This window comes from Fictibacillus nanhaiensis (genome assembly GCF_019801215.1).
Taxonomy (GTDB): domain Bacteria; phylum Bacillota; class Bacilli; order Bacillales; family Fictibacillaceae; genus Fictibacillus; species Fictibacillus nanhaiensis_C.
On record NZ_JAHVJO010000004.1, the window covers coordinates 114,473 to 137,721 of the forward strand.

The window sequence follows — 23,249 nt, forward strand, 5'->3', positions numbered from 1 at the left end:
TCTTATATATTATAGTGATTCAAGCATTAAAAAGCAAAGCGGTAACTGCAGCAGACATGTGTTTAAATTGTGTCTAAATTGAAGGGGGTCTGTCCCGGGGACAGACCCCCTTCAATTCTCAAACAATTCACAACGAAAAAATAAAGGAGTTTTATGTCTGTTTATGGAATTTTCCAATGTGAGGAGTGTGTTACATGGAGAAAACGACAATGGAAATTTCATTATCAACACCAGCAGATTATGAGGGTCTTGTTGAAATTGATCATCTTGTCTGGAATATAGAAACAACACCAGCACCTGACATTCGCTGGGATTCACCAGAGGCATACGGCAGAAAGTTTCCTGCTGGCACACAAATTGTGGCGCGCTGTAACGGGAAAGTATGCGGGTACATTTTTTACCAAGATGTGATTCCCGTCCCCTCCAATCAGCATGTAGCAGATGTAGCGATGGCCGTTCACCCTGACTTTCATAGACAGAACATCGGTTCAGAACTGATGCGTGCAGTTGAGCAGCTCGCACGCGACAACGGAAAAACAAAGCTTTCTCTTCGCGTGCTATCTACAAATAAAAAAGCCATTCTGTTTTACAAAAAATGCGGGTTTGTAGAACAAGGACGACTCGTTAAAGAGTTTTGCTTAAACGGCCGTTATGTGGATGACCTGCTACTTTATAAGCATATCTGAAAACTAACTTCATAGGTTTACTACAGCACTATAAATCTTTAGGAGGTGTTTGTCATGATTTGGCTTATTCTTTTTTCACCAGTCGCTGCAGCACTCTTGCTTTTCGTTTTCATAAACTGGAGAACAAAGCGAAAGTATCGAAAATACAATCTGAAATATAACCAAGATCAAAATCTCAGTGATAACAATAAGATTAACCAGGCAGCTGCTTGGACAAACGCAGCACGACATAACCATCATTCCGGTGGGGGAGGCGGCGGTGGATCTTAACGGACGGGATAAGATTTAACCCCGTCTTTTTTTCGCTTTAAATAATCGCTGGAGGCAAACATGTCGAACAAAATAAGCTTATCGGGAAGTGTCATCTTGTCTGACACGTCCAAGTTTGAAGAACTTTTTCTAAAAGAAACAACCCATATTGAGATCGGAGAATTTGAGAACGAAAACGCCTTTCACCATTTTTTACACCTGCTTAAAGCCAGTGATAAAAACTTTGGTTTGCATTCACCTCTTCTTGTTTAAGAATAATATTCTAACAATAGAATAGCTCATAGAATAAGGACTGCTGGAAAATCCAGCGGTTTTTTTATTTCAAAAATATGTCAAATGAGTTACAATTGTTTCAATACTGAATATTCCGATTTTATTATTGAATTGAGGTGTAGTATGAATTTTTCGTTTCACAGTTATTTAAAACGGCTTAGATCTACAGTGATAGGGATTTTAATCATAAGTGTTCTTCCTGCTCTTTTCTTCGGTATTAATACGAAGCTCGAACAAAAGGTATGGCAATATTCCATCAACGGAATCATGTATGATGTGTTTCCTGATGTTTTTGACAGATACATGTACTCCATGACCATCTTTTTTTCAGCTCTCCTAACAGGCTTACTAGCTGCCTTAGTTCTTACCTTCATTACAACATTGCTTCCAAAATTTTTGCAGCGTGTCATTTATGGTGTTCTAACGTTATTAGAGTCTTTGCCTGATCTCTTTATTGTTGTCGTTCTACAAGTATCCGTCATTTACATTTATAAAGCGACGGGAATTCTAGTCGCGAACGTTTCTAATGTCTACAACAATCCTATCTATTTACTTCCGATCCTTACGCTAGCCGTATTGCCGACCATTCAATTGTTTAAGATTACTCTCTTGCTAATGAAGGAAGAACAGCACAAGCCTTATGTTACGGTTGCAAGAGCGATGGGTCTGGGCAGGCTTTATATCACATTAAAACACGTATTCCGAAACATTCTTACAAGTCTTTTTCAATATTATAAGACGATATTTGTTTTCATGCTGTCCAATCTGTTTATTGTCGAATATGTGTTTAATTTAAACGGGGTTATGTTCTTATTGCTCAATACTCAGGGAGCTGCCTTTCTAGTAACGGCACTTATAATAGCCCTCCCGTTTTCTGTTCTATTTGAGATCGCTGAAAATAATACTGCTTCGGTAGATGAACGAAAGGAGGAAGATGCTGCGTGATCATAAAGTTAATGAAACAGCCTCAATTTGTCATAGGAATGCTCTTTATAGCCTGTTTATTAATCTTTAGTTTTTATTGGCCGAGTCTTCTCGATGTGAATAAAAAAGAATCTCTCAAACTATTAGACTTTTTATATGATAAGGATGGCAAAGTTATTGGCGCAGCTCCTTTCCCTCCATCAGAAATTCCTCCCTTTGGAACAGATTTGGCAGGAAAACAGCTTTTTTATCAGGTCATTGATGGAGCTAAATATACTATTATTATCGCGATCGTAATCGCTTTTTTCCGAATTCTTTTTTCAGTTGGCATCACACTATTAAACCCTAAATCTAACTTCTCCTATTTAAACGATATTGTTCAAGCAACGCTTTACATTCCAACAGCAATTTTGGCCTATCTGTTTATGAATGCCCTATTAGTGAAAAGTGAATTGGATTCTATGAGTTTTTCGAAATTGATTGTGCTTCAAGCCCTTATTTTAATTGGTATTGGAGTACCTCCCTTGATCTCCACTTTTTCACGAGAAATCAAAACCATTCTTAACAGAGATTATATAATTAATACTTTTGCTTTAGGTTCTAAAAAGTCTTATGTGTATTTCAAGCATGTTCTTCCTGAGCTATCGACTAAATTATTTCTTCTCTTTGCTCAACAAGTCATTCAATCCTTAATACTGCTTGCCCATTTGGGTGTTTTGACCATATTTATTGGTGGTTCAAGAACCCTTATGCTGGGAGACTTCTTAGATCCAATGCCTTATAATATTCCGCTAGCTGGCGAATGGGCTGGTATTATCGGCATGTCATTCAGCAAATTACAAGCGGCACCTTGGGTTATTTTAACCCCTCTTTCGTTCTTTGCCATAACCATATTCGCCCTTAACTTAATGGTTCAAGGAATACAAAATTGCTTAGAAACAAATAAAACGTAGGGAAAGGTGGGTGTGTAAAATGAACCAAAGTATTTTACATATTAAAGATTTAAGAGTTTCTTTCAATCAGCATAAAGATAAAATGAACGCCGTTACAGATGTTAGTCTCCAGATTGATAAAGGACAGACCGTAGCGCTTATCGGTGAGTCAGGTTCAGGGAAAAGCATCACCTCCCTTTCTGTATTAAAGCTGTTGCCTTCTAACGGTAAGATTGAAAAAGGAACAATAACCTTTAACGGAAAAGATCTAATCCAACAATCGGAAACCAATATGAGAAAAATTAGAGGAAACGAAATCTCAATGATTTTTCAGGATGCCATCGCCTCTCTCAACCCTAATATGAAAGTCGGCGTACAGATTACAGAAGGACTTAAATATCATAAGCTGGTTCCAAAATCCGACTTGAAACAAGAGGCTCTTCAATTGCTCGAACAGGTTGGTTTTAAAAATCCTTCACATGTTTATAGCCAATACCCCAGTCAGCTTTCAGGTGGTATGAAGCAGCGAATACTTATTGCCATGGCGATCTCATGCAAGCCCCAGCTCATTATTGCTGACGAACCAACGACTTCACTTGATGTTACGATCCAAAGACAAGTACTTGATTTAATTGATCAGTATAAAACGGATAGAGATGCTTCTGTTTTGTTGATTACACACGATTTTGGGGTTGTTGCAGAGTATGCTGACTGGGTATACGTCATGTTAGGCGGACATATTGTGGAATCAGCCGACGTTTTTACAATTTTTAAAAATCCTGTACATCCCTATACAAAAGCTTTAATTGGAAGCATTCCGAATCCAGAAAACGGACAGGAGCGTCTAAAAAGCATTAAGGATTATACCTTTGAAAATGTCGGCTATGAGGGACGAAGATTTGCACCAGAAACGTATTCTTATGAAAGCAAAGCTTTTAATGCCCCTTCTTCACTGTTTGAGGTTGAGCCGCTCCACTATGTTCGTTTTTTTAACGAAAGGGAGGTTATTAGCCTTGGATAGTCCATTAGTAAGGGTACAGAACTTGTCAAAATACTTTTCAGACAGCACCGGTGTCCAAAAGGCTCTTGACGGTGTTTCTCTAGATATACAGAGGGGCGAAACGCTAGGTATTGTTGGAGAGTCAGGTTCGGGTAAAACAACTCTTGGACGAACCATTATGAGATTGTACCAGCCTGAGCATGGAAACATATGGTTTGATGACAAGGAGATCACAAAACTGAATCAAAAAAAGCTAAGACCCTTTAGAAGAGAAATTCAAATGATCTTTCAAAATCCATACGAATCCTTAAGTCCTCGTCTAACCGTTGGGGAAATCCTTGAAGAACCTTTATACATTCAAAAAATGGGGAACAAGAAGGAACGAATGCATAAAGCACTGAGTATGCTTGAAAAAGTCGGTCTTCCACGGACTTCTTACGAGAAGAAGATTCACGAATTTTCGGGCGGTCAGCGTCAACGGATTGGGATTGCCCGTGCCTTAATACTTGAACCAAAGTTTATTATAGCGGATGAACCTGTTTCTGCACTTGATGTTTCCGTCCAGGCACAAGTGTTAAATCTATTAAAAGATTTGCAGAGTGAACTTAACCTTACTTACCTGTTTATCTCACATGACTTAAGTGTTGTTCATTATATGAGTGACCGGGTGGCGGTTATGTATTTGGGCCATTTAATAGAATTAGCGCCAAAACATGAACTGTACCGTAACCCGATCCACCCTTACACCAAGTCACTGTTAGCTTCTATACCTGTTGCAAATCCAGAACGGCGCAATCCATACAGAGAACCTATTATTTTGCCGGAGAAACCACTGTATCCTCCACAGTTAGTTCACGTGGGCAATGATCATTATGTTTCTGCAAATATGATCAATATTAAAGATTTTGAGATTCAAACCAATCAAAGAGAAGTAAGCTATAACTACTAAAAAGCTGCTGGAATCATCCAGCAGCTTTTTCTTTATCCTTTTAACAGAAATTCATTTCCGTCCTCGTCCTTAAACTGTACAAATGTACCCCATTGCATCGTTTGGGGTTCATCTAAAAAGGAAACACCTTTTTCTTTCATCCTTTCGTAATCCCCTTGAATATCATCTGTCTCAAATACAATGGAAGGCTTTTTCTCTGCCCAGTCCTTCATCATTGCTTTTGGATAGATTACGAGATTAGTCTGCGCATCTTTAGGTCCGACTTCTAACCAAAATGAACCTGGTCCCATCGGAAATTCTGCCTTCACTTCAAACCCTACTTTTTCCGTCCAAAATGTTTTCGCAGCCTGTTGATCTTCCACATAGACGGCTACTGTTGCAATACGTTTAATCATAAGTCACGGCTCCTTTATTTATAAAGTTTACTTTAATTCAATTCGTTTCAACCAAAACGCTAACGCATCCATTGGTTCTTCCCTTGTGTGTGCATAATACAGTGTAACATCATTGGGTTTAACGTTTTCAGGAAGTATGAATGAAAAAGAAAATTGTTCATCTGTCTTTAAATCAAATATTTGCGGTTCCCACTTATTCGGAGATTCTCTCTCTACCCAATCACGAACTTCATGGTTAAGATAACTCCAGTCTGCCTCTTTGTAATCTTTCATTCTATCTCGATTAACGTTTAAAACTTTTTCATTATTTGGGACATAAAACACAAGAAAGTCAGAAGGAAAACGATAAAAATCCAGACGGTCTTTCCAAGTTCCCGTTACTTCGTATGTATTATTTTCTTTATCAACTGACACTTGCAGGGAATCTGGAGTAGTGTGGTAGCTAGATTGAAAGAAGAAATATCCGGCAAATACCGCAACAAGTATAAGAGGACTAAAAAACAAGAAAGAACGTATTCTTTTCCTTCGCCAAGACCGAATGCCTAATAATAAACTGGCTACTAACATTATAAGTAAAATAACAGACATATAAACTACTCCCTTAAAAGTCTTGCTTGTTAATAATGCACCTATTTGAATCCACGTTTCCACGGAAAGTGAGCATCCTGAAACGGAAAACAACAACTACATCCAAAATCCACGAAAACAGCACACATGAAAATGGCTGACGCCAACTGGGCACTTTCCGTGTCCTTCTGGGTCAGCCTCATTTTTATTTATCTTTTCTTCAGTTCTTCTATTAGCAGTTTGTTAACAAGCGGCGGGTTCGCTTTTCCTTTTGTCTCTTTCATCACTTGTCCGACTAAAAATCCGACAGCTTTTTCTTTGCCGTCTTTATAATCAGAGACTGACTGTTCATTGGAATCCAAAATGTTTACGACGATCTCTCGGATTGCACCTTCGTCTGAAATCTGTACAAGGCCTTTGTCTTTCACAATTTTCTCTGCATCTCCACCGTTTTCCACTAACTCCTTAAAAACAGTCTTCGCTATTTTAGTAGAAATGGTTCCGTCTCCTATCAGCTTGATCATGCCTGCTAGACCTTCAGCTGTAAGAGCTGTTTGATGCAGCTCTCTTCCTTCGTTGTTCAAATAGGCGCTCACTTCGCCCATGATCCAGTTGGATGCTTGCTTCGCATCCGCACCAGAGTGAATCGTCGCTTCAAAGAAATCTGCCATCTCTTTTGTCATCGTAAGAACTTTTGCATCATATTCTGGCAGTCCGAATTCACCAACATATCTCTTTTGACGAGCATCCGGGAGTTCCGGAATTTCCGACTTCACGCGATCCATCCACTCTTGATCAATATGAATGGAAACAAGATCGGGCTCCGGGAAGTAGCGATAGTCGTCAGAACCTTCTTTTACACGCATGAGAATTGTCGTTTTTGACGCTTCATCATAGCGGCGAGTCTCTTGAAGAATTTCTCCTCCAGCTGAAACGACTTCTCGCTGACGCTTCTCTTCATGCTCCAAACCTTTTTGAACAAAAGCGAATGAGTTCAAGTTCTTTAATTCAGCCTTCGTTCCGAACTTTTCCTGGCCTTCAGGACGGATGGAGATGTTGGCGTCACAGCGCAGTGAACCTTCTTCCATCTTACAATCCGATACACCTGTGTACTGAATGATTGCCTTTAATTTTTCTAAGTAGGCATACGCTTCTTCTGGCGTACGGATATCTGGTTCTGACACGATCTCCACTAATGGTGTTCCTTGACGGTTAAGATCCACAAGTGATCCGTCCGCCGTATGTGTTAGTTTCCCAGCATCTTCTTCCATATGGATGCGTGTAATACCGATTCTCTTTTTGTTGCCGTCAACTTCAATCTCGATCCACCCATGTTCACCGATCGGCTTATCAAACTGTGATACTTGGTAAGCCTTTGGGTTGTCTGGATAAAAGTAGTTCTTACGGTCGAATTTCGTCTCTCTGTTGATCTCACAGTTCAGCGCAAGTGCTGCACGCATTGCAAAATCAACGGCCTGATGGTTCACAACAGGCAGCACACCAGGATGTCCTAGACAGATCGGGCATACATTCGTGTTGGGCGGCGCGCCAAAGTTTGTAGAACAGCCGCAGAAAATTTTAGAGTTCGTTTTTAATTCTACGTGTACTTCTAATCCAATTATTGTTTCATATTTGCTCATTTTCTGCACCTCCTACAGCTTCGGCTTTTCTTTATGATGTTCGGTTGCTTGTTCAAACGCGTGTGCTACTTGATAAATCGTGCTTTCATCAAAATGCTTTCCGATGATTTGAAGACCAATTGGCAGACCATCTGAGAAGCCGCATGGAACAGAAATGGCGGGCACTCCTGCTAAGTTCACGGGAATGGTTAAAATATCGTTCATATACATCGTTAACGGATCTTTCGTCATCGATCCGCATTTGAATGAGGCAGATGGTGTTGTCGGTCCAATGATGACATCATATTTTTCGAATACGTTTGTAAAATCTTCTTTTATTAGCGTCCGGACTTTTTGGGCTTTTTTATAATACGCGTCATAGTAGCCTGAGCTTAACGCAAACGTTCCTAGCATGATGCGGCGTTTTACTTCTTCTCCAAAGCCTTCAGAGCGGGATTGCTTATACATGTCGATCAAATTATCGCTATTATCTGAACGCAAGCCGTAGCGTACTCCGTCAAAACGGGAAAGGTTTGCGGAAGCCTCTGATGATGACAGCAAATAGTAGGTTGCAAGTGCATAACGAGAATACGGCAAAGAAACTTCTTCCCATGTTGCCCCTAATCCTTCAAGTACCTTCAACGCTTCCATCACACGTTCTTTCACTCCAGGCTCGACACCTGCGCCGAGGTATTCTTTTGGAACGGCGATTTTTAACCCTTTCACATCACCAGTAAAAGAAGCCAAGTAATCAGGAATATCGACTTTTGCAGAAGTTGAATCCATCGGGTCGTTTCCAGCGATCGCTTGAAGGAGGTAAGCATTGTCTTCAACTGAACGCGTTACAGGTCCGATCTGATCAAGTGATGACGCAAATGCCACTAAGCCATAGCGTGAGACGAGGCCATAAGTAGGCTTTAATCCTACAACACCACAGAATGCAGCAGGCTGACGGATAGATCCACCTGTATCAGAGCCTAATGAGAAAAGGACTTCTCCTGCTGAAACGGCAGCTGCAGAAGCACCTGAAGACCCTCCTGGAACACACGAAAGGTCCCACGGATTATGGGTTGGATGAAATCCTGAGTTTTCGTTGGATGATCCCATTGCAAATTCATCCATGTTCAATTTTCCGATTGTGATCGTATCCGCTTGATTTAAGCGTTCCACAACGGTTGCATCATAAATCGGTTCGAAGTTTTCTAAAATTCGTGAGGCACACGTCGTACGAATCCCTTTTGTTACGATGTTATCTTTAATTCCGATCGGCATACCGAACAATAAGCCTCGGTCACCACCAGAAACTAGTCTTTCATCTAACTGCTTCGCCTTAATGCGGCTATATTCTTCATTTAACGTTAAAAATGCTTTTACTTGATCATCCACCTGGTGAATGCGGTCAAAGGTTGCATCCACTAGGTCGGAAACATTGAGTTCTTTTTTATGTAATAACTGATGCAGTTCTGATATTTTTTTATCTAAAATCGACATACGCGGTTTGTCCCCCTACTCCAAAATGTTCGGTACTTTAAACTGGCCGTCCTTTTGTGCAGGCGCATTTTTCATCGCCTCATCCACGGATACAGAATTTCTGACTTCATCTTCACGAAGGACATTTTTGAGTTCCAGCACATGCGTAGTCGGTTCCACGTTATCTGTGTCGAGTTCATTCAGCTCTTCGGCAAACCCGATGATTTTATCTAATTGTTCGGTCAGCATTTCCGCTTCTTCTTCCGTAACCGCCAACCTGGCTAAATTCGCTACATGTTTCACTTCTTCTTTCGAAATTCGAGACAAGCACGCCACCTCCATGACTTCTTATACAAAAGTATTATTCTGATAATAACAAAAAGCTTGATGAATAGGCAACTTGAGTGGAACCTTTTCCAATACTTCAAAAAAAACCGGCTCAAAACGATTTGTTTTGAACCGGCCCTTGTCTTTAGATACCCCACTCATGAAGTTCTAAACGGCGTACCCCTTCTTTTACGTAAGGATCTTCTTGTGCTAAAATTTTCGCTTCTTCTAATGAATCAGCTTTATAAACGACCATACCACCTGCTCCATCTAAGAATGGTCCTTTAAGGTGAACTTTTTCCTGCTGAACCAGTGCTTGCAAGTAATCTAAATGTGCCTGGCGGTATTCCTGATTCAGTTCAGGTTTCTCCATATGTAAAATCGCTGCATAGTATGCCACGGTACTCTCTCCTTTTTGATGTGTATCTTATGCTTATTCTACTACAAGCTGGAAGGAGTAAAAAAGAAAAACACCCAAAACTGGATGTTAATCTTTCCCGTAACTCGAATCTTTTGTTGGATGCCTGAGCATGCTTTCTTTAGGTGGTGCTTTCTTTTCGACAAGATCTCGATTCTGGTTTGTGTTCCATCCAATATCGTTTGTGGGATGAACCCAATTTTCACCGGCCATGATTTCAGGATCGGTGTCTGTGCTCCAATTATTTAATGGTGAGTTAGGCGAATCATAAAAGCTGTCACCGATGACGACGCCATGTTCGTTGACAAATGGTGCCTCCATCTTCCTGTCTGCGTCTTTAAAGTCCGGTGAACTGATTTGATGAGGCAACGTGTCGTCGAGATCTACTTCTGGCAGTTTCTTCTTCTGTTCCTTATCATTTTTTGACATAAAATGACCTGCTTTCTAAACATTTATACCATTACCTTTTCCTGAAAGCCGTTTAATCATCCCTATATGGATGAAATGCATCATGAATCCAAAAATTTTAGTGATTTATCCAGAAGTTTTAACGGTAAATCCACATAAATTGGGTATATAACCACGAGTCGACAAAATTCTTAGGAATTTTCAAGATTTTTGATACCACCAGCACAAAAAAGCCTTCCCTCAACACACGAGGAAAGGCTTTTACACACTATTAAAGTGTTTCTGAAGTTGTTTTTGCTTGCATGTGAAGTGTTAGGTAGTCTGGTCCACCTGCTTTTGAGTCCGTTCCAGACATGTTGAATCCGCCAAACGGTTGATATCCAACGATTGCACCTGTACATCCACGGTTGATGTAGAAGTTACCTACGTGGAACTCTTGGCGAGCGCGTTCGATGTTCTCACGGTTGTTAGAAAGAAGTGCTCCTGTTAGACCGTAATCTGTGTTGTTTGCGATTTCCATCATGTGGTCGAAATCACGTGCTTTACAGATTGCTACAACTGGACCGAATATTTCTTCTTGCATCAAACGAGCTTTTTCATCTACATCAGCAAAGATTGTTGGCTGGATGAAGTAACCTTTAGAGTCGTCGCCTTCTCCACCTGTCATTAGACGTCCTTCTTCTTTACCGATTTCGATGTACTTCATGATTTTGTTGAATGACGCTTGGTCGATGACTGGCCCCATGTATGTGCCAACTTCTTCAGGGCTTCCCATTGTTAACGTTTTAGTAAGAGCTACTGCTTTTTCTAAAACTTCGTCATACACGTCTTGGTGGATAACCGCACGAGATCCAGCTGAACATTTTTGTCCAGAGAATCCGAATGCCGAGTAAACGATAGAGCTTGCTGCTAATTCAAGATCAGCGTCACGGTCTACAACAACTGTGTCTTTTCCGCCCATTTCAGCAATAACACGCTTTAACCAGATTTGGCCAGGGTGTACTTTTGCTGCGCGCTCATAAATACGGCAGCCAACTTCACGGGAACCTGTGAATGATACGAAACGCGTTTTCGGATGGTCTACTAAGTAGTCACCGATCTCTGCTCCGCTACCTGGAACGAAGTTAAGAACGCCTGCAGGAAGTCCTGCTTCTTCCATTACTTGAACGAACATCGCAGCGATAACTGGTGTTGAGTTCGCTGGCTTCAGCAATACAGTGTTACCTGAAACGAAGGCAGCTGCAGCTGTTCCTGCCATGATCGCGAACGGGAAGTTAAATGGAGAGATAACAATACCTACTCCTAATGGAATGTAGTTAAATTTATTGATTTCACCTTCACGGCTTACAACTGGCTGACCAGCTTTAAGCTTGATCGCTTGGCGAGCATAGTATTCTAAAAAGTCGATAGCTTCAGCTGTATCAGCGTCTGCTTCTTTCCAAGGCTTACCTGCTTCTTTTGTAAGCATTGCGGAGAATTCGTATTTACGGCGGCGGATAATCGCTGCAGCACGGAATAGGATGTTTGCACGGTGCTCAGGATCCCACTTCTTCCACGATTCGAAAGCCGCAAGTGCAGCTTGCATCGCTTGTTCAGCGTGATCTTGAGTTGCCTTAGAAACAGACCCAATTACTTCTTCTTTGTTTGCTGGATTTATAGAAACGATCTTTTCATCTGTTGTAATCTTTTCGCTGCCGATAACAAGCGGAAATTCTTGTCCAAGCTTTGAATTAATAACCTTCAAACCTTTTTCATAAGCTTCCTTGTTTGCAGGAACTGAAAAGTCCATAAATGGTTCATGACGGTATTCACGTGTCATAATAAATTCCCCTCCTATTAAAGCGTTTTCATAATTGGTTTTACCACGTTTATTCTACATGAACATGGAGGTTTGTTCAAACAAACTGAAATAGTCAGAATTCTTTATTTTCAGAGGAGAAGATGTGTTTTTGCATCTTCTTTCTTCTTAATGAATGATTTTAATTGTTTAGGCATGTTCTCTATGAATCTTAAGGCATAAGTGACGAATAAATATGTATTCTAAAGCCTGCGATATTCTTTTAAAAAACTGCAATCATTGAAGGTTGTTCCTAATCGGACTAGTACTTCTCAATAAAAAAACCCGCTGATTCATTCAGCGGGTGTTGCACCATTACACTTTATTTGCGATAAATGTGAACAAAGGGCTCTTCTTTTGTTGTCTCGTCTTTAACGATAAGTGCCTCCGGCTGATCAACGGCTGAGCCGATGTAGACCTCGACAGGCACATCAGGGAGATCGTCTAATGCGGAAGTGGCAACAAACTGGGTAAAGGAAATGATCTCTGCCTTTCCACGGAACTGTACAGGAATTTCAATCGTCATTCGCTGCAGGTTGCCGTCCTTATAAAATCCTTTTCCGATCACTCCGATAAAGTTCGGGAAGTATTCCTGAACCTTGGCTTTAAATGCCGTAAACTTCTCATAATCACTGCGCTTCTTTTTGGAAGCAGTATCTGACGGGAATAAGATATGATCTTCATCTACCTCTTCCCATGAGCTAATCGAGTTGCTTCCTTTTTTCATAACCCCAGCCGCAAAGAAGTTTCCTGGTGTGACCGAATCACGCTCTTCTTCTTGATAAAGAGCAACGACAATCGGAATATCTTGAAGTTTAGGATTTGTACGCAGCCGTCCCGCTACTTCTCCGGCAATTTTTTGTGCTTCTTTTCGTACTTTATTTCGCTCAAGCTTAACTTCGCCTGGGTAGATCAAGCTATCTTTTTTCACATCATAATAAAATGTGGAGTTAAAGGATAAGCCGATCACAACGCCTCCAAGCTTTACTTTTCCGTCTCCGCTTTGAACTAAATAGTTGTGCTCTAAAACATAAGAAAGGTATTTGGGCTTGTTCTTGTTGGCTTCTAACATGATATCCACATATTTAGCGTCTTTCTCATCCACTTTCGTACTTAGTGCCTGGTTCAGCCCTGTTTGATCGAGGTCACTTTTGCTTTTCCCTGGCTTATCATCCGCTCTTCTCAGCCAGTTCGTTACGGTAGATTCCGTTAAGAATTGACCTTCTTGGAAAAAGTATTTATCTGTGTTGAATGTATCTTGAGCGACACGCATCAAGCCCATTTCAAACTCGTTGATGTCGAGACGATTATCTACACCGTAGCGGATAACGCCGCGTGCTCCGCCTGGTTCAAATGGAAAAATGCTGCGGTAATACTTTTCGCCAGTATTGATTTCCCCTGTGATGATCGCTTTTTCTTCCTTCTTCCCCTTTTCTTGCACAACCTTTTCTTCCTTCTCCAGCTCTTTGTCACCTAAACAGCCTGTAAGCAGAAGTAAAAGACTTAAGAAAAGGAGTCCCACCCGTTTTATCATTACGGACACTCCTCTAATAGATGGTTAGCTCTCGCCAATCTTTATTTGTTAAGCTCATCAACCAATTGCTGTTCATCCCAAATAGCAATGCCAAGCGTCTTTGCTTTATCAAGCTTCGATCCCGCATCTTCTCCGGCGATCAGCATATCTGTATTTTTACTCACGCTTCCCGTCACTTTCGCTCCTAAGCGCTCTAACTTTTCTTTAGCTTCATTTCGGGACAAGATGGAAAGCTTACCCGTTAATACGACTGTTTTTCCAGCGAACGGGGTATCGAGATCCTCCGCTTTAATAAGCTTTGGTCCTTTATAAGTCATGTTTACACCAAGACTCTGAAGCTCTTCCATCAGTTCTTTTACTTCTGGTTTTGAAAAATAAAGCAAAATGGAATCAGCCATCTTTTCACCGATTTCTTCTACTTCAAGAAGCTCTTCTTTTCCAGCACTCATTACATGATCGATCGTTTCAAAACGCTGTGCGATCGTTTTAGCCGCTTTTGCCCCGACATGCCGGATACCGAGTCCGAACAGAAGTTTTTCTAACGAGTTTTCTTTTGACTTTTCGATGGCAGCGAGCAGGTTGTCTGCTGACTTCTCGCCCATCCGTTCTAATTCTAACAGTTTATCACGCTCTAGCTTATATAAATCTGCAACATTATCAATCAGTTTTTCTTTAAAAAGCTGAGCGACAACCTTTTCACCAAGTCCGTCGATGTTCATCGCGTTTCTCGATACAAAATGAATGAAGCCCTCCCGAATCTGGGCAGGACATTGCGGATTTAAGCAGCGAAGCGCAACCTCGCCATCGAGCCGCTCAAGTTTGCTTTCACATTCCGGACACGCTGTTGGCATATGAAAATCTGTTTCGTCTCCCGTACGGCGCTCTGTGATCACATTCACGACTTCTGGTATAATGTCTCCTGCTTTTTTAACCACCACATAATCCCCGATCTTAATGTCTTTTTCGCGGATTAAGTCTTCATTATGTAATGAAGCGCGTTTTACTGTTGTTCCAGCTACTAAAACAGGCTGAAGCAAAGCGGTCGGTGTAACCACACCGGTTCTGCCGACGTTCAGTTCGATACCTTCAAGCTTTGTGACCACTTCCTCAGCAGGAAACTTATAAGCGATAGCCCAGCGGGGATTTTTCGCAGTAAACCCTAGTTCTTCTTGCTGATAAAGGGAATTGACCTTAATCACGATTCCGTCGATTTCGTACGGAAGATCTGGACGCTTCTCCACCCAGCCGTTCACATACTCAATGACTTCATCTATATTTTCACACTTCTTCCACTCAGGATTTGTTTTAAATCCTAAATGGCTTAAGAACGTTAAGCTCTCATCATGTGAATCTACCGTATGTCCTTCAAGCTTCCCAACCCCATATAGGAAAATATCCAAGTTTCGGCTGGCCGCAATCTTCGGGTCCAGCTGGCGCAATGATCCTGCCGCTGCATTTCTTGGATTCGCAAAAAGTTCTTGTCCTTCCTCTTCACGATGGGCATTTAGCTTTTGGAACGATTTTTTCGGCATGAACGCTTCGCCGCGCACTTCAAGCATAACGCTCTCTTTCAGCTTAAACGGAATGGAACGAATTGTCTTTAAATTGTTCGTAATGTCTTCTCCAATTGTGCCGTCCCCGCGAGTTGCACCTCGAATAAACCTTCCATCTTCATACGAAAGGGATACGGCGAGTCCATCAATTTTCAGCTCAGCTACATACGTAACATTTTCACCGACACCTTCCCGAACGCGGCGGTCAAAATCCCGGAGGTCTTGATCATTGAACGCGTTACCTAGACTAAGCATCGGAACGGTATGCTCTACTTTTTCAAAAAAATCCAGCACGGCTCCACCTACGCGTACAGTAGGGGAATGCTCGTGCCGCAATTCAGGGTGATTGTTTTCAAGTTCGATGAGCTCCTGCATGAGCTGATCGTACTCCGCATCAGGTACGGATGGCTTATCGAGTACGTGATATTCATAATTGTATTTTTCTAAAAGCTCCCCGAGTTCCAGGATGCGTTTTTTAGCGTGTTCTTCGTTCAAGCCGTTCCACTCCTTCTTTTGTTACGCTTTTTCGATTGGAGCAAATTTCGCAAGCAATCGTTTAACACCTACCGGCTGAGGAAACGCGATATCCAGCTCAAGGGAATCTCCTTCACCACGCATGCTTACGACTGTTCCAGTTTCCCACTTGCGGTGCTTCACTTTGTCTCCAACTCTCCAGTCTAGTTTTTCCCCACCAGAAGATTGATAGACAGGTGTAACGGTTTTCTTTTTCGGACTCATGAAGGAAGGAGTTGATCCTCCGCTTGAACGTGCACCGGCACCCCACGGAACAGATGGCTTTTCTTTCGCTTCTGTTGTGATGCAATCCTCTGGAATTTCTGCGATAAACCGTGATTCCGGATTCGTTGTCGTTCTTCCATATAAAGTACGCATTCTTGCGTTTGTCAAAAAGAGCTCTTGTTCAGCACGTGTTATTCCTACGTATGCGAGGCGACGCTCCTCTTCCATCTCATTTTCTTCAAATAACGCACGGCTATGCGGGAAGACGCCTTCTTCTAATCCCATTAAAAAGACGACCGGAAACTCAAGCCCTTTTGCAGAGTGAAGCGTCATCAGTACGACCGCTTCCTTCGGCTTGTCTTCTTCAGGATCTTCATCTAACTTATCGATGTCCGCTACAAGTGCCAAGTCTGTCAGGAATGCAATCAGCGTCTTGTCTTCTTGTTTCTTTTCAAAATCCGTCGTAACGGAAATAAATTCATCGATGTTTTCTAACCGGCTTTGCGCCTCGATGGTTTTTTCAGCTTTTAATGCGTCCTTATATCCCGTCTTGCTCAACACTTCTTCAACAAGTTCGGTTACAGACAAATACTCTTGCTGATGAGTCCAGTTCGTGATGTGGTCTGTAAACTCTTTTAAGCTGTTTGTTGCACGCGCACTAAGTCCGATCTGCTCCACTTCTTGAAGAGCCTGATACATCGAAAGGTCGTTCGCTGCTGCATATTGAAGCACTTTATCGACTGACGATGCACCAATTCCGCGCTTTGGCACGTTAACGATACGCTGTAGACTGATATCGTCGTCAGGATTTGAAATGAGTCTCAAATACGCAAGAATGTCTTTGATCTCTTTTCTGTCATAGAACTTTGTTCCGCCGACGATGTTATAAGGAATGTTTGATTTCATTAATACTTCCTCAATAACACGAGACTGGGCGTTCGTGCGGTATAAAATTGCAATATCGTTGTATGAACGCTTGCCTGAAGAGACCGCTTCACGGATTTTGCCTGTTACATAATAGCTCTCTCCTTGTTCATCGTCTCCTTGGTAATAGGTAATCTGCGAACCATCCGTATTATCCGTCCAAAGATTTTTCGGCTTGCGGTTCATGTTGTTTTCGATTACTTTGTTTGCCGCTTGCAGAATCTTTTTCGTCGAACGATAGTTTTGCTCGAGCAATATCACTTCCGCATCATCGTAATCTTTTTCAAAAGAAAGAATGTTTGCGATATCTGCTCCTCGCCAGCCGTAAATGGACTGATCGGAATCTCCTACAACACAAAGGTTGCGGAAACGGTCAGCCAGCATTTTTACGAGCATATATTGAGCGCGGTTAGTATCCTGATACTCATCGACATGGATGTATTGAAACTTACGCTGATAAAATTCCAGCACCTCAGGAACTTTTGCAAACAATTGAATCGTCGTCATGATGAGATCGTCAAAATCAAGCGCCTGGTTCTTTCTTAAGCGCTTTTCATAGTTTTCATAAACCTCTTTTACGACACCTTCAAAGTGTCCGTTGGCGACTTTAGCAAAATCAGCTGCTGTTTTCAGTTCATTCTTCAGTGAGGAAATCGAACTTAATATGCCACGGGGTTCATATTTTTTAGGGTCATAGTTTAAATCCTTCAGAACGGCTTTTACAACAGACAACTGATCTGTCGCATCTAAAATCGTAAAGTTACGATTGATTCCGATCCGGTCGATGTCGCGCCGCAAGATTCTTACGCACATAGAGTGGAAGGTCGAGATCCAGATCTGTTCCGCTAATCCAGGGCCCGTAATCTTCGCAACCCTTTCCTTCATTTCTCTTGCTGCTTTATTTGTAAAAGTGATCGCAAGGATGTTCCAAGGCGACACTTCTTTTTCCATCATTAAGTAAGCGATCCGGTGTGTTAACACTCTCGTCTTGCCGCTTCCCGCTCCTGCCATCAACAACAACGGTCCGTCTGTATGTTTGACTGCTGCTCTTTGCTCAGGATTTAGGCCTGTTAATAGTTTTTCAATCATTTGATGCATGTTCATTTTCCATTCACCGCCCGAACGTATATTCTCATTTTATTTTCGCTTATTTTTTCGTATATTTCAATTTTTGTCTTTAACTGCTCCAACGGTTTCTATCGCCGCTTGCAAGTTGTCATAAATAATGTTCCCCACTACCACTGTATCAGCGAATTGTGCCATTTCAGCCGCTTGATCAGCTGTTGTGATTCCGCCGCCATAATAAAATACGCTGTTCTCCAGCACGTTCTTTACTTTTTGCACGATCTCCACATTGCCGTATGTCCCGCTGTATTCCAAATAAAAGATCGGAAGCTGAAACATTTTTTCAGCCATGCGGGCATATGCTACAACATCATCTGCCGTAAGGTCCGTATCTGCGCTAGATCGCTCTGCTGCTTTACATTTGGGATTCACGATGCAATAGCCTTCTGTAAGGATCTCATTCCAATTCATGATGTCCCCATACTCTTTTAACGCTTGCGTGTGAAGTCCAGTTATAAAGTTAGCATCCCTTGCATTTAAAACGGTCGGAATATAGTAAAAATCAAATCCTGGTGTAAGAGATTCGATATTGGACACTTCCAGAACACATGGAACGGCATACCTGCGGATACGCGACATCAGATCTAATGTGTTATCAAGCGTTACCCCTTCAGATCCACCAACAATAATCGCATCCGTACCACTTTCACAAATCGTCTCCAGATCGCTGTCAGAGATTTCTTTATCTGGGTCAAGCTTAAACACATGCTGCCATTTTCTATAATCAAACATCTTGTTCTTCCTTTCATATAGAAAACTTTGTGCTGACAACATCCTTCGTTATGTCAGCTTTTGTTGCCTTTATACATCGAAGTTGAACTTGTTATTAACGCTGATTTTCATCAACATGACAAGTTGCCGTTTTTATCTCGTAAAACAACCGGTGCCTGCTATTTTTACAGGCCGTATTCTGTACTTCTGCATTATATCAAAAATAAGGGTCTCACTCTATGATTCATCATGTGGAAAGATTGTGAAGTTCATACTGCAGGATGGGGAGGAAGCGCTGTGCTAATGTGGAATATTGACGATGAAATCATGCTCAAACAAGCAGAACTGAAAGAATCGGATTCTATTTTTTTGTTGTTGGAGCATTCTCGTCATCATCTTAGTCCGTGGATCGGATGGGTGGATTACACGCAGACAAGAAGTGAAATGAAACAGTTCATCAAAACAGTAAACAACAAGATGAAAGAACAAACAGATGTTGTTCTTTTTATCTGGTATAGAGGCCACGTGGCGGGATCTGTCGCGTTGTACGATGTGAAATGGCACAACCAATCCGGCATGCTCGGCTATTGGGTAGGCAGCGGGTTTGAGGGGCACGGGATCGCTCAGCGCGCGGTAAGAGGAATGCTTACGTATGCGTATTATACATTGATGCTCAATCGGGTAGAGCTTCGGGCAGCTGTTGAAAATGAAAAAAGCATCAAACTCGCCCGCCGACTCGGCTTTCAGGCAGAAGGCATCGTGCGGCAGGCTGAATGGATCCGCGGAAGCTGCCGGGACCAAGTTCAGATGAGCTTGATGAAGAGTGAGTTTCATTGAAAGGCGGGATATAAGCGGTGAATGCTAAAATTTTTGTCTTGAATCCAAAAATTTTAGGCTTGAATCCAAAAGTTTGCTAGTTCAATCCAAAAGTTTTTGGGTTGAATCCACAAATTTTTGTCGAATATCCACAAGTTGACAATCCGCGACATATTTCGACACGCACACACGCCACCGAACTGATCAATCCAACAAAAAACCTGCACATGGCAGGTTTTCTACTCATCCTCTATTCTGCTTTTTCCTCATCTGTATGGACGCGGTCCAGTACCATCGCATACGCGTCGTTGCCAAAGTTCAGGCAGCGCTTCACGCGTGAAATCGTTGCTGTACTTGCTCCCGTCTCATTTTCGATCTTATGATACGTCTTGCCTTCACGAAGCATGCGGGCTACCTCAAGTCTTTGTGCGAGTGATTGAATCTCGTTCATCGTACAAAGGTCATCAAAGAAACGATAGCATTCTTCCATATCCTTTAGCGTAAGAACAGACTCAAATAGCTGATCTAGCGCTTTTCCACGTAGTTTATCAATTTGCACGAAACATGCACTCCTTTGTCTATTGCATCTTAACCGATGATTTCATACCAATCGGCACAATGTTGATCCATGTTTTACCCGGAATGAACGCTCCGCCATCCGGAACAATTCTTCCATTCTCGTTTTTCCATGAGATTTCTTGAGCTACACCATTTTGGATGAGAATTGCATCTCCGCCAGATGTTAGATTGATCTCACGTCTTCCAGCATCATCAATTACACGGTGTGGCGCTTCTACAATGAATACATTGGTTACAGCGATCGGTGTTTCGGTTTCCCTGTCTATTGTCGGTTCATTGTTGCTTGAACGAGCGTACGTTTTCTTTTTTGTCTGATACGTAAATCCGACTGTTTCCCCGCCTGAATAGGAGATGGTAACTTTCTTTGCATCTGTTCCTTTGACGTTCACCGAAGCTGTATTCGTAATAAACGGCAGCATGTTAAGATCATCGGTTTCGTCAGCGTTTACTTTCTTCATCCCTTTTACGATACTTTCATAGGTGATGTAAGAATTGTGAGGTGCTTTTCTGAAATCTGCCCGTTTAAAAAGATTGCCGTCATAGTCCATGCCGTTCAAGTGATCAACTGTGCCGCTATCCAGAATCTCTTTCGCTTCCGGACTATAGCCGTGTGCCACGAACAGAGAGTTGTATCCTTGGCTGAGCTCTATATAATAGTCTCTTGCACTTCGGACAGGTCCAATAATTTTAGGCTTCTCGCTTTGAAAAATCGCTAGAAAACGAGTAAGCTCTCCCTCAGCTAATACTTCGTAAACAATGTCAGCTTTATGAAGTCCAGATTGCGGACGTGCTTTCCAGTGATTGTTCACCATTACGGCTACTGCCCGATTGTCTGTCTCATCGTTTGTTCCCTTACCTGTAAGAGGAAAAACAGAAGAAAAGACTACTTCCTTTTGCTCATCTTTTTTCGTATCAGAGGCCTCGGCTTTGTCCACCTTGCCGTCCTCTAGCACCTTATCTTTTGCATCTTTACATGCAGACAGTGTAAATAAAAGGACGATCGACATCAAAATAAGATTCCACTTTTTCATTGGGCTCACTACCTTTGTATCGTTTATTTTGCCCAATCCTTTTCTATATTAACGCATAATCGAAGGAAAGAGTAATCCTTTCTTTTTCACATCATAAATGCCTCTTTGCGTAATGCGGATGTATGGCAAGTGTGTGGAAGAAAAGAACAAAAGAGAATAGATCGGATCTTCATAGACATAACCCCGTTCTCGTAAAGCACTCGTTAGCCCTTTTTCTTCCTCTATAAGTTCTTCGATAGCAAGATTCGACATTCCTCCCGCTAAAGGAAGTTTTATCTCTGCGACAATCTCACCTTTCTCGGCAAGTATAATTCCGCCGCCAACCTCTTTTAACCGATTGAACGCAAGTGCCATGTCTTTCTTGCTTTTTCCGATAACAAGCAAGTCACCCGTATTGGAATACGAACTCGCAAAGCCATACAGATTTTTTGCAAACCCTTTTACAATGGTATTCGTTCTCCACTTTCCATCTTTATCAATGAGCATTAAGAAGCACTCATCAGACTCTTCGTTAATTTGTTCAGAAAAAGGATTGATCGATACATTATATGGCCGTGTGATGACACTATTGTACATTTCTATTCCCACGAGTCCTGAGAACTGAAAATCCTCATCCGTGAGTTCCCATTTGATCTCTCTTTGCTTTATGCCATGTCCCGCCCAATCAAAGGCAAAATCAGCATCTTCACTCGTATCTTGGCCGTTCTCTTTCATCCACTTTCCTTTTGCTAAAACAGAAACCGGTAACGGATTAGCCAGATCATCTAAAATATTCAAATGGGCCACCCGCCCTGGTGCCACCATGCCAAACAGATGATCCAAGCCGTAATATCTAGCCACGTTATAAGAAGCCATCATGTAGGCATCTATCGGATCGATTCCCGCTTCAAGTGCGATCTTTAGCATCTTATCGGTAACCCCTTCTTCATAGAAAGCAGGGGTAGACCCGTCTGTTGTCATAAAAATCCGTTCAAAGTTCGTGATGCCTTCTTCTTTCATCTGGCGTAAAAGTTTAGGCAGATCAGGACGTATCGATGAGTAGCGAAGAGACACTTGCAGACCAGCGTTCAACCGATCCATCACTTCTGTTCCAGTCATCGCTTCATGATCACAATCCACACCAAGGAGCGTCATCGCCGTTAATGTCTTTTCTGATGCTCCAGGCAGATGGCCCTCGATTTTTTTGCCTGCTTTTTTCGTCTTCAGCATCCAGTGAAGAAGCGTGTCATCACCGTGAAGAACACGCGGCCAGCTCGTCAGCTCTCCGCCTTGTAAAACATACGGGCTATCTAGCAGCTGGTTGATCGATGTTTCCGAAAAATAATCCTCCTCTTGAAGAAGTTCAGTTTGTGCGTCATACCTGCACCACCAAAAGAAGTTTGTTGGGAGTTCGTTCACATCCTCCATAAAAGAAAGCGCTTTCGAAATATTCATTTCAAAAAGAAGCATGAAGTTATCGGCTAAAAAAACGGATGTCCCTCGTTGTAATGCATATCGGGAGAGCGTCTGGGGATTATAAAGTTGAAACGGATGACAATGCGGCTCAATGTAACCCGGCACAACATATTGGCCTTCAAGGTCTTTAAAATCCGTTCCTTCAACTTTATCGGGAAGCTTTTCGCCAACATAAACGATACGGTCTTCCAAAATCCAGATGTTGGCCTTTGTCCATTTTTTAAGAGCGGCATTAAGATATGTAGCGTTCTTCAATACAAGCGATGGTGCCATCTCACCTTGAATGACGGACACTTGTTTACGCAGTTGTGCTTTTGTCCAAAACGCGATGTGTTGGTTCATGTTGGATTCACCTGTCTTCTCTGAAAATTTCGTTTTTTCAAGAATACCATATTCACCGTAAAAATACTTCAATAAGGAAGGAGTACTCTCATGAGACAAAATATAGGCTTGATCAACAGCATGATTCGAATTATAGCAGGCTTAACTCTTCTTTCGGTTTACACGGCAAAATTCACAAGAAAACCATACAAAGAATCATATATTCTGATGATCATGTTGGCTGCCATGAAAGTAGCAGAGGGCATTGTGCGTTATTGTCCTATGACTGATCTATGGCATAAGAGCAAAGAGATGAACGATATGGATTTAGGAAACATTACATCAGAAGGCTCACCGTTTAATCCTTCTTAATGAAGGAGACAAAGT

The 23,249-nt window shown here is 41.9% G+C and carries 24 protein-coding genes; 9 read left to right on the forward strand and 15 right to left on the reverse strand.

Translation table 11 applies throughout. From position 1 onward, the window contains the following. The first annotated feature begins 194 nt into the window (after positions 1-194). The 7 genes from KUV80_RS16290 (at position 195) to KUV80_RS16320 (ending at position 5,034) form a co-directional block, all read left to right on the forward strand. Entirely contained in the window at positions 195-686 is a 492-nt protein-coding gene (locus tag KUV80_RS16290; protein WP_222463805.1) for a GNAT family N-acetyltransferase, read from the forward strand. Between the two features lie 54 nt (positions 687-740). Then, positions 741-956: a hypothetical protein gene (locus KUV80_RS16295; protein WP_222463806.1), complete on the forward strand. Its 216-nt coding sequence runs from the start codon at positions 741-743 to the stop codon at positions 954-956. 60 nt (positions 957-1,016) lie between these two features. After that, entirely contained in the window at positions 1,017-1,208 is a 192-nt protein-coding gene (locus KUV80_RS16300) for a hypothetical protein (RefSeq protein WP_222463807.1), read from the forward strand. A gap of 144 nt (positions 1,209-1,352) precedes the next feature. After that, positions 1,353-2,174, forward strand: a complete 822-nt coding sequence (locus tag KUV80_RS16305) for an ABC transporter permease subunit (protein ID WP_222463808.1) — start codon at positions 1,353-1,355, stop codon at positions 2,172-2,174. Continuing rightward, on the forward strand, positions 2,171-3,106 hold the full coding sequence (locus KUV80_RS16310; RefSeq protein WP_222463809.1) for a hypothetical protein: 936 nt from the start codon (positions 2,171-2,173) through the stop codon (positions 3,104-3,106). The genes KUV80_RS16305 and KUV80_RS16310 overlap by 4 nt, the downstream gene beginning before the upstream one ends. A 19-nt stretch (positions 3,107-3,125) precedes the next feature. Continuing rightward, positions 3,126-4,106, forward strand: coding sequence for an ABC transporter ATP-binding protein (locus KUV80_RS16315; protein ID WP_222463810.1), 981 nt, complete (start codon positions 3,126-3,128; stop codon positions 4,104-4,106). After that, positions 4,099-5,034: an ABC transporter ATP-binding protein gene (locus KUV80_RS16320; RefSeq protein ID WP_246625269.1), complete on the forward strand. Its 936-nt coding sequence runs from the start codon at positions 4,099-4,101 to the stop codon at positions 5,032-5,034. Before KUV80_RS16315 ends, KUV80_RS16320 begins: the two co-directional genes overlap by 8 nt. A 32-nt stretch (positions 5,035-5,066) precedes the next feature. Here KUV80_RS16320 and KUV80_RS16325 read toward each other — a convergent pair whose 3' ends face one another. The 12 genes from KUV80_RS16325 to KUV80_RS16380 all read right to left on the reverse strand — a co-directional run bounded on the left by KUV80_RS16325 (position 5,067) and on the right by KUV80_RS16380 (position 18,681). After that, positions 5,067-5,429 (reverse strand): VOC family protein, encoded by a 363-nt coding sequence (locus KUV80_RS16325; protein ID WP_222463812.1) that lies wholly within the window; start codon positions 5,427-5,429, stop codon positions 5,067-5,069. Between the two features lie 27 nt (positions 5,430-5,456). Next, on the reverse strand, positions 5,457-6,080 hold the full coding sequence (locus tag KUV80_RS16330; RefSeq protein ID WP_222463813.1) for a hypothetical protein: 624 nt from the start codon (positions 6,078-6,080) through the stop codon (positions 5,457-5,459). 125 nt (positions 6,081-6,205) lie between these two features. Continuing rightward, positions 6,206-7,636, reverse strand: a complete 1,431-nt coding sequence (gene gatB, locus KUV80_RS16335) for an Asp-tRNA(Asn)/Glu-tRNA(Gln) amidotransferase subunit GatB (RefSeq protein ID WP_222463814.1) — start codon at positions 7,634-7,636, stop codon at positions 6,206-6,208. A 12-nt stretch (positions 7,637-7,648) separates the two neighbouring features. Further along, positions 7,649-9,106: an Asp-tRNA(Asn)/Glu-tRNA(Gln) amidotransferase subunit GatA gene (gatA, locus tag KUV80_RS16340; protein ID WP_222463815.1), complete on the reverse strand. Its 1,458-nt coding sequence runs from the start codon at positions 9,104-9,106 to the stop codon at positions 7,649-7,651. Positions 9,107-9,121: 15 nt separating this feature from the next. Continuing rightward, positions 9,122-9,412 carry an Asp-tRNA(Asn)/Glu-tRNA(Gln) amidotransferase subunit GatC gene (gene gatC / locus KUV80_RS16345; RefSeq protein WP_222463816.1) on the reverse strand — a complete coding sequence of 97 codons (291 nt, stop codon included), beginning with the start codon at positions 9,410-9,412 and terminating at the stop codon, positions 9,122-9,124. Positions 9,413-9,557: 145 nt separating this feature from the next. After that, positions 9,558-9,812, reverse strand: coding sequence for a YciI family protein (locus KUV80_RS16350; protein WP_222463817.1), 255 nt, complete (start codon positions 9,810-9,812; stop codon positions 9,558-9,560). A gap of 87 nt (positions 9,813-9,899) precedes the next feature. Further along, positions 9,900-10,259, reverse strand: coding sequence for a DUF3905 domain-containing protein (locus KUV80_RS16355; RefSeq protein WP_222463818.1), 360 nt, complete (start codon positions 10,257-10,259; stop codon positions 9,900-9,902). A 250-nt stretch (positions 10,260-10,509) separates the two neighbouring features. Then, positions 10,510-12,057 (reverse strand): L-glutamate gamma-semialdehyde dehydrogenase, encoded by a 1,548-nt coding sequence (gene pruA, locus KUV80_RS16360; RefSeq protein ID WP_222463819.1) that lies wholly within the window; start codon positions 12,055-12,057, stop codon positions 10,510-10,512. A gap of 340 nt (positions 12,058-12,397) precedes the next feature. Further along, positions 12,398-13,609 (reverse strand): CamS family sex pheromone protein, encoded by a 1,212-nt coding sequence (locus KUV80_RS16365; protein ID WP_222463820.1) that lies wholly within the window; start codon positions 13,607-13,609, stop codon positions 12,398-12,400. Positions 13,610-13,650: 41 nt separating this feature from the next. Next, complete coding sequence (ligA, locus tag KUV80_RS16370) at positions 13,651-15,657, reverse strand: NAD-dependent DNA ligase LigA (protein ID WP_222463821.1); 2,007 nt, start codon at positions 15,655-15,657, stop codon at positions 13,651-13,653. 21 nt (positions 15,658-15,678) lie between these two features. Further along, positions 15,679-17,922 carry a DNA helicase PcrA gene (pcrA, locus tag KUV80_RS16375; protein WP_222463852.1) on the reverse strand — a complete coding sequence of 748 codons (2,244 nt, stop codon included), beginning with the start codon at positions 17,920-17,922 and terminating at the stop codon, positions 15,679-15,681. Between the two features lie 66 nt (positions 17,923-17,988). Beyond that, positions 17,989-18,681, reverse strand: coding sequence for a heptaprenylglyceryl phosphate synthase (locus tag KUV80_RS16380; RefSeq protein WP_222463822.1), 693 nt, complete (start codon positions 18,679-18,681; stop codon positions 17,989-17,991). A gap of 282 nt (positions 18,682-18,963) precedes the next feature. Here KUV80_RS16380 and KUV80_RS16385 point away from each other — a divergent pair, with 282 nt between their 5' ends. Beyond that, positions 18,964-19,497 (forward strand): GNAT family N-acetyltransferase, encoded by a 534-nt coding sequence (locus tag KUV80_RS16385; RefSeq protein ID WP_222463853.1) that lies wholly within the window; start codon positions 18,964-18,966, stop codon positions 19,495-19,497. A gap of 229 nt (positions 19,498-19,726) precedes the next feature. Here KUV80_RS16385 and KUV80_RS16390 read toward each other — a convergent pair whose 3' ends face one another. Genes KUV80_RS16390 through KUV80_RS16400 form a run of 3 tightly spaced genes read right to left on the reverse strand, consistent with a single transcriptional unit; the run spans position 19,727 to position 22,883 of the window. Continuing rightward, the gene (locus KUV80_RS16390) at positions 19,727-20,035 is read right to left on the reverse strand and encodes a YerC/YecD family TrpR-related protein (protein WP_222463823.1); all 309 of its coding nucleotides are present in this window, start codon (positions 20,033-20,035) and stop codon (positions 19,727-19,729) included. Positions 20,036-20,054: 19 nt separating this feature from the next. Next, a complete protein-coding gene (locus tag KUV80_RS16395) occupies positions 20,055-21,086 on the reverse strand; it encodes a DUF3048 domain-containing protein (protein ID WP_222463824.1) in 1,032 nt (343 codons plus the stop codon). Positions 21,087-21,134: 48 nt separating this feature from the next. Next, positions 21,135-22,883 (reverse strand): adenine deaminase C-terminal domain-containing protein, encoded by a 1,749-nt coding sequence (locus KUV80_RS16400; RefSeq protein ID WP_222463825.1) that lies wholly within the window; start codon positions 22,881-22,883, stop codon positions 21,135-21,137. A 90-nt stretch (positions 22,884-22,973) separates the two neighbouring features. Between KUV80_RS16400 and KUV80_RS16405 the strand changes: the two genes are divergently transcribed. After that, the gene (locus KUV80_RS16405; protein ID WP_222463826.1) at positions 22,974-23,234 is read left to right on the forward strand and encodes a YgaP family membrane protein; all 261 of its coding nucleotides are present in this window, start codon (positions 22,974-22,976) and stop codon (positions 23,232-23,234) included. Positions 23,235-23,249: the final 15 nt, after the last annotated feature.

Coding starts and splice junctions, on each gene's coding strand:
- KUV80_RS16400 (WP_222463825.1), bottom strand. CDS start 22,883: ATGAACCAACACATCGCGTTTTGGACAAAAGCACAACTGCGTAAACAA.
- KUV80_RS16295 (WP_222463806.1), top strand. CDS start 741: ATGATTTGGCTTATTCTTTTTTCACCAGTCGCTGCAGCACTCTTGCTT.
- gatA (WP_222463815.1), bottom strand. CDS start 9,106: ATGTCGATTTTAGATAAAAAAATATCAGAACTGCATCAGTTATTACAT.
- KUV80_RS16305 (WP_222463808.1), top strand. CDS start 1,353: ATGAATTTTTCGTTTCACAGTTATTTAAAACGGCTTAGATCTACAGTG.
- KUV80_RS16315 (WP_222463810.1), top strand. CDS start 3,126: ATGAACCAAAGTATTTTACATATTAAAGATTTAAGAGTTTCTTTCAAT.
- KUV80_RS16290 (WP_222463805.1), top strand. CDS start 195: ATGGAGAAAACGACAATGGAAATTTCATTATCAACACCAGCAGATTAT.
- gatB (WP_222463814.1), bottom strand. CDS start 7,636: ATGAGCAAATATGAAACAATAATTGGATTAGAAGTACACGTAGAATTA.
- pcrA (WP_222463852.1), bottom strand. CDS start 17,922: ATGCATCAAATGATTGAAAAACTATTAACAGGCCTAAATCCTGAGCAA.
- KUV80_RS16325 (WP_222463812.1), bottom strand. CDS start 5,429: ATGATTAAACGTATTGCAACAGTAGCCGTCTATGTGGAAGATCAACAG.
- KUV80_RS16355 (WP_222463818.1), bottom strand. CDS start 10,259: ATGTCAAAAAATGATAAGGAACAGAAGAAGAAACTGCCAGAAGTAGAT.
- KUV80_RS16300 (WP_222463807.1), top strand. CDS start 1,017: ATGTCGAACAAAATAAGCTTATCGGGAAGTGTCATCTTGTCTGACACG.
- KUV80_RS16385 (WP_222463853.1), top strand. CDS start 18,964: ATGTGGAATATTGACGATGAAATCATGCTCAAACAAGCAGAACTGAAA.
- KUV80_RS16380 (WP_222463822.1), bottom strand. CDS start 18,681: ATGTTTGATTATAGAAAATGGCAGCATGTGTTTAAGCTTGACCCAGAT.
- pruA (WP_222463819.1), bottom strand. CDS start 12,057: ATGACACGTGAATACCGTCATGAACCATTTATGGACTTTTCAGTTCCT.
- KUV80_RS16405 (WP_222463826.1), top strand. CDS start 22,974: ATGAGACAAAATATAGGCTTGATCAACAGCATGATTCGAATTATAGCA.
- KUV80_RS16365 (WP_222463820.1), bottom strand. CDS start 13,609: ATGATAAAACGGGTGGGACTCCTTTTCTTAAGTCTTTTACTTCTGCTT.
- KUV80_RS16395 (WP_222463824.1), bottom strand. CDS start 21,086: ATGAAAAAGTGGAATCTTATTTTGATGTCGATCGTCCTTTTATTTACA.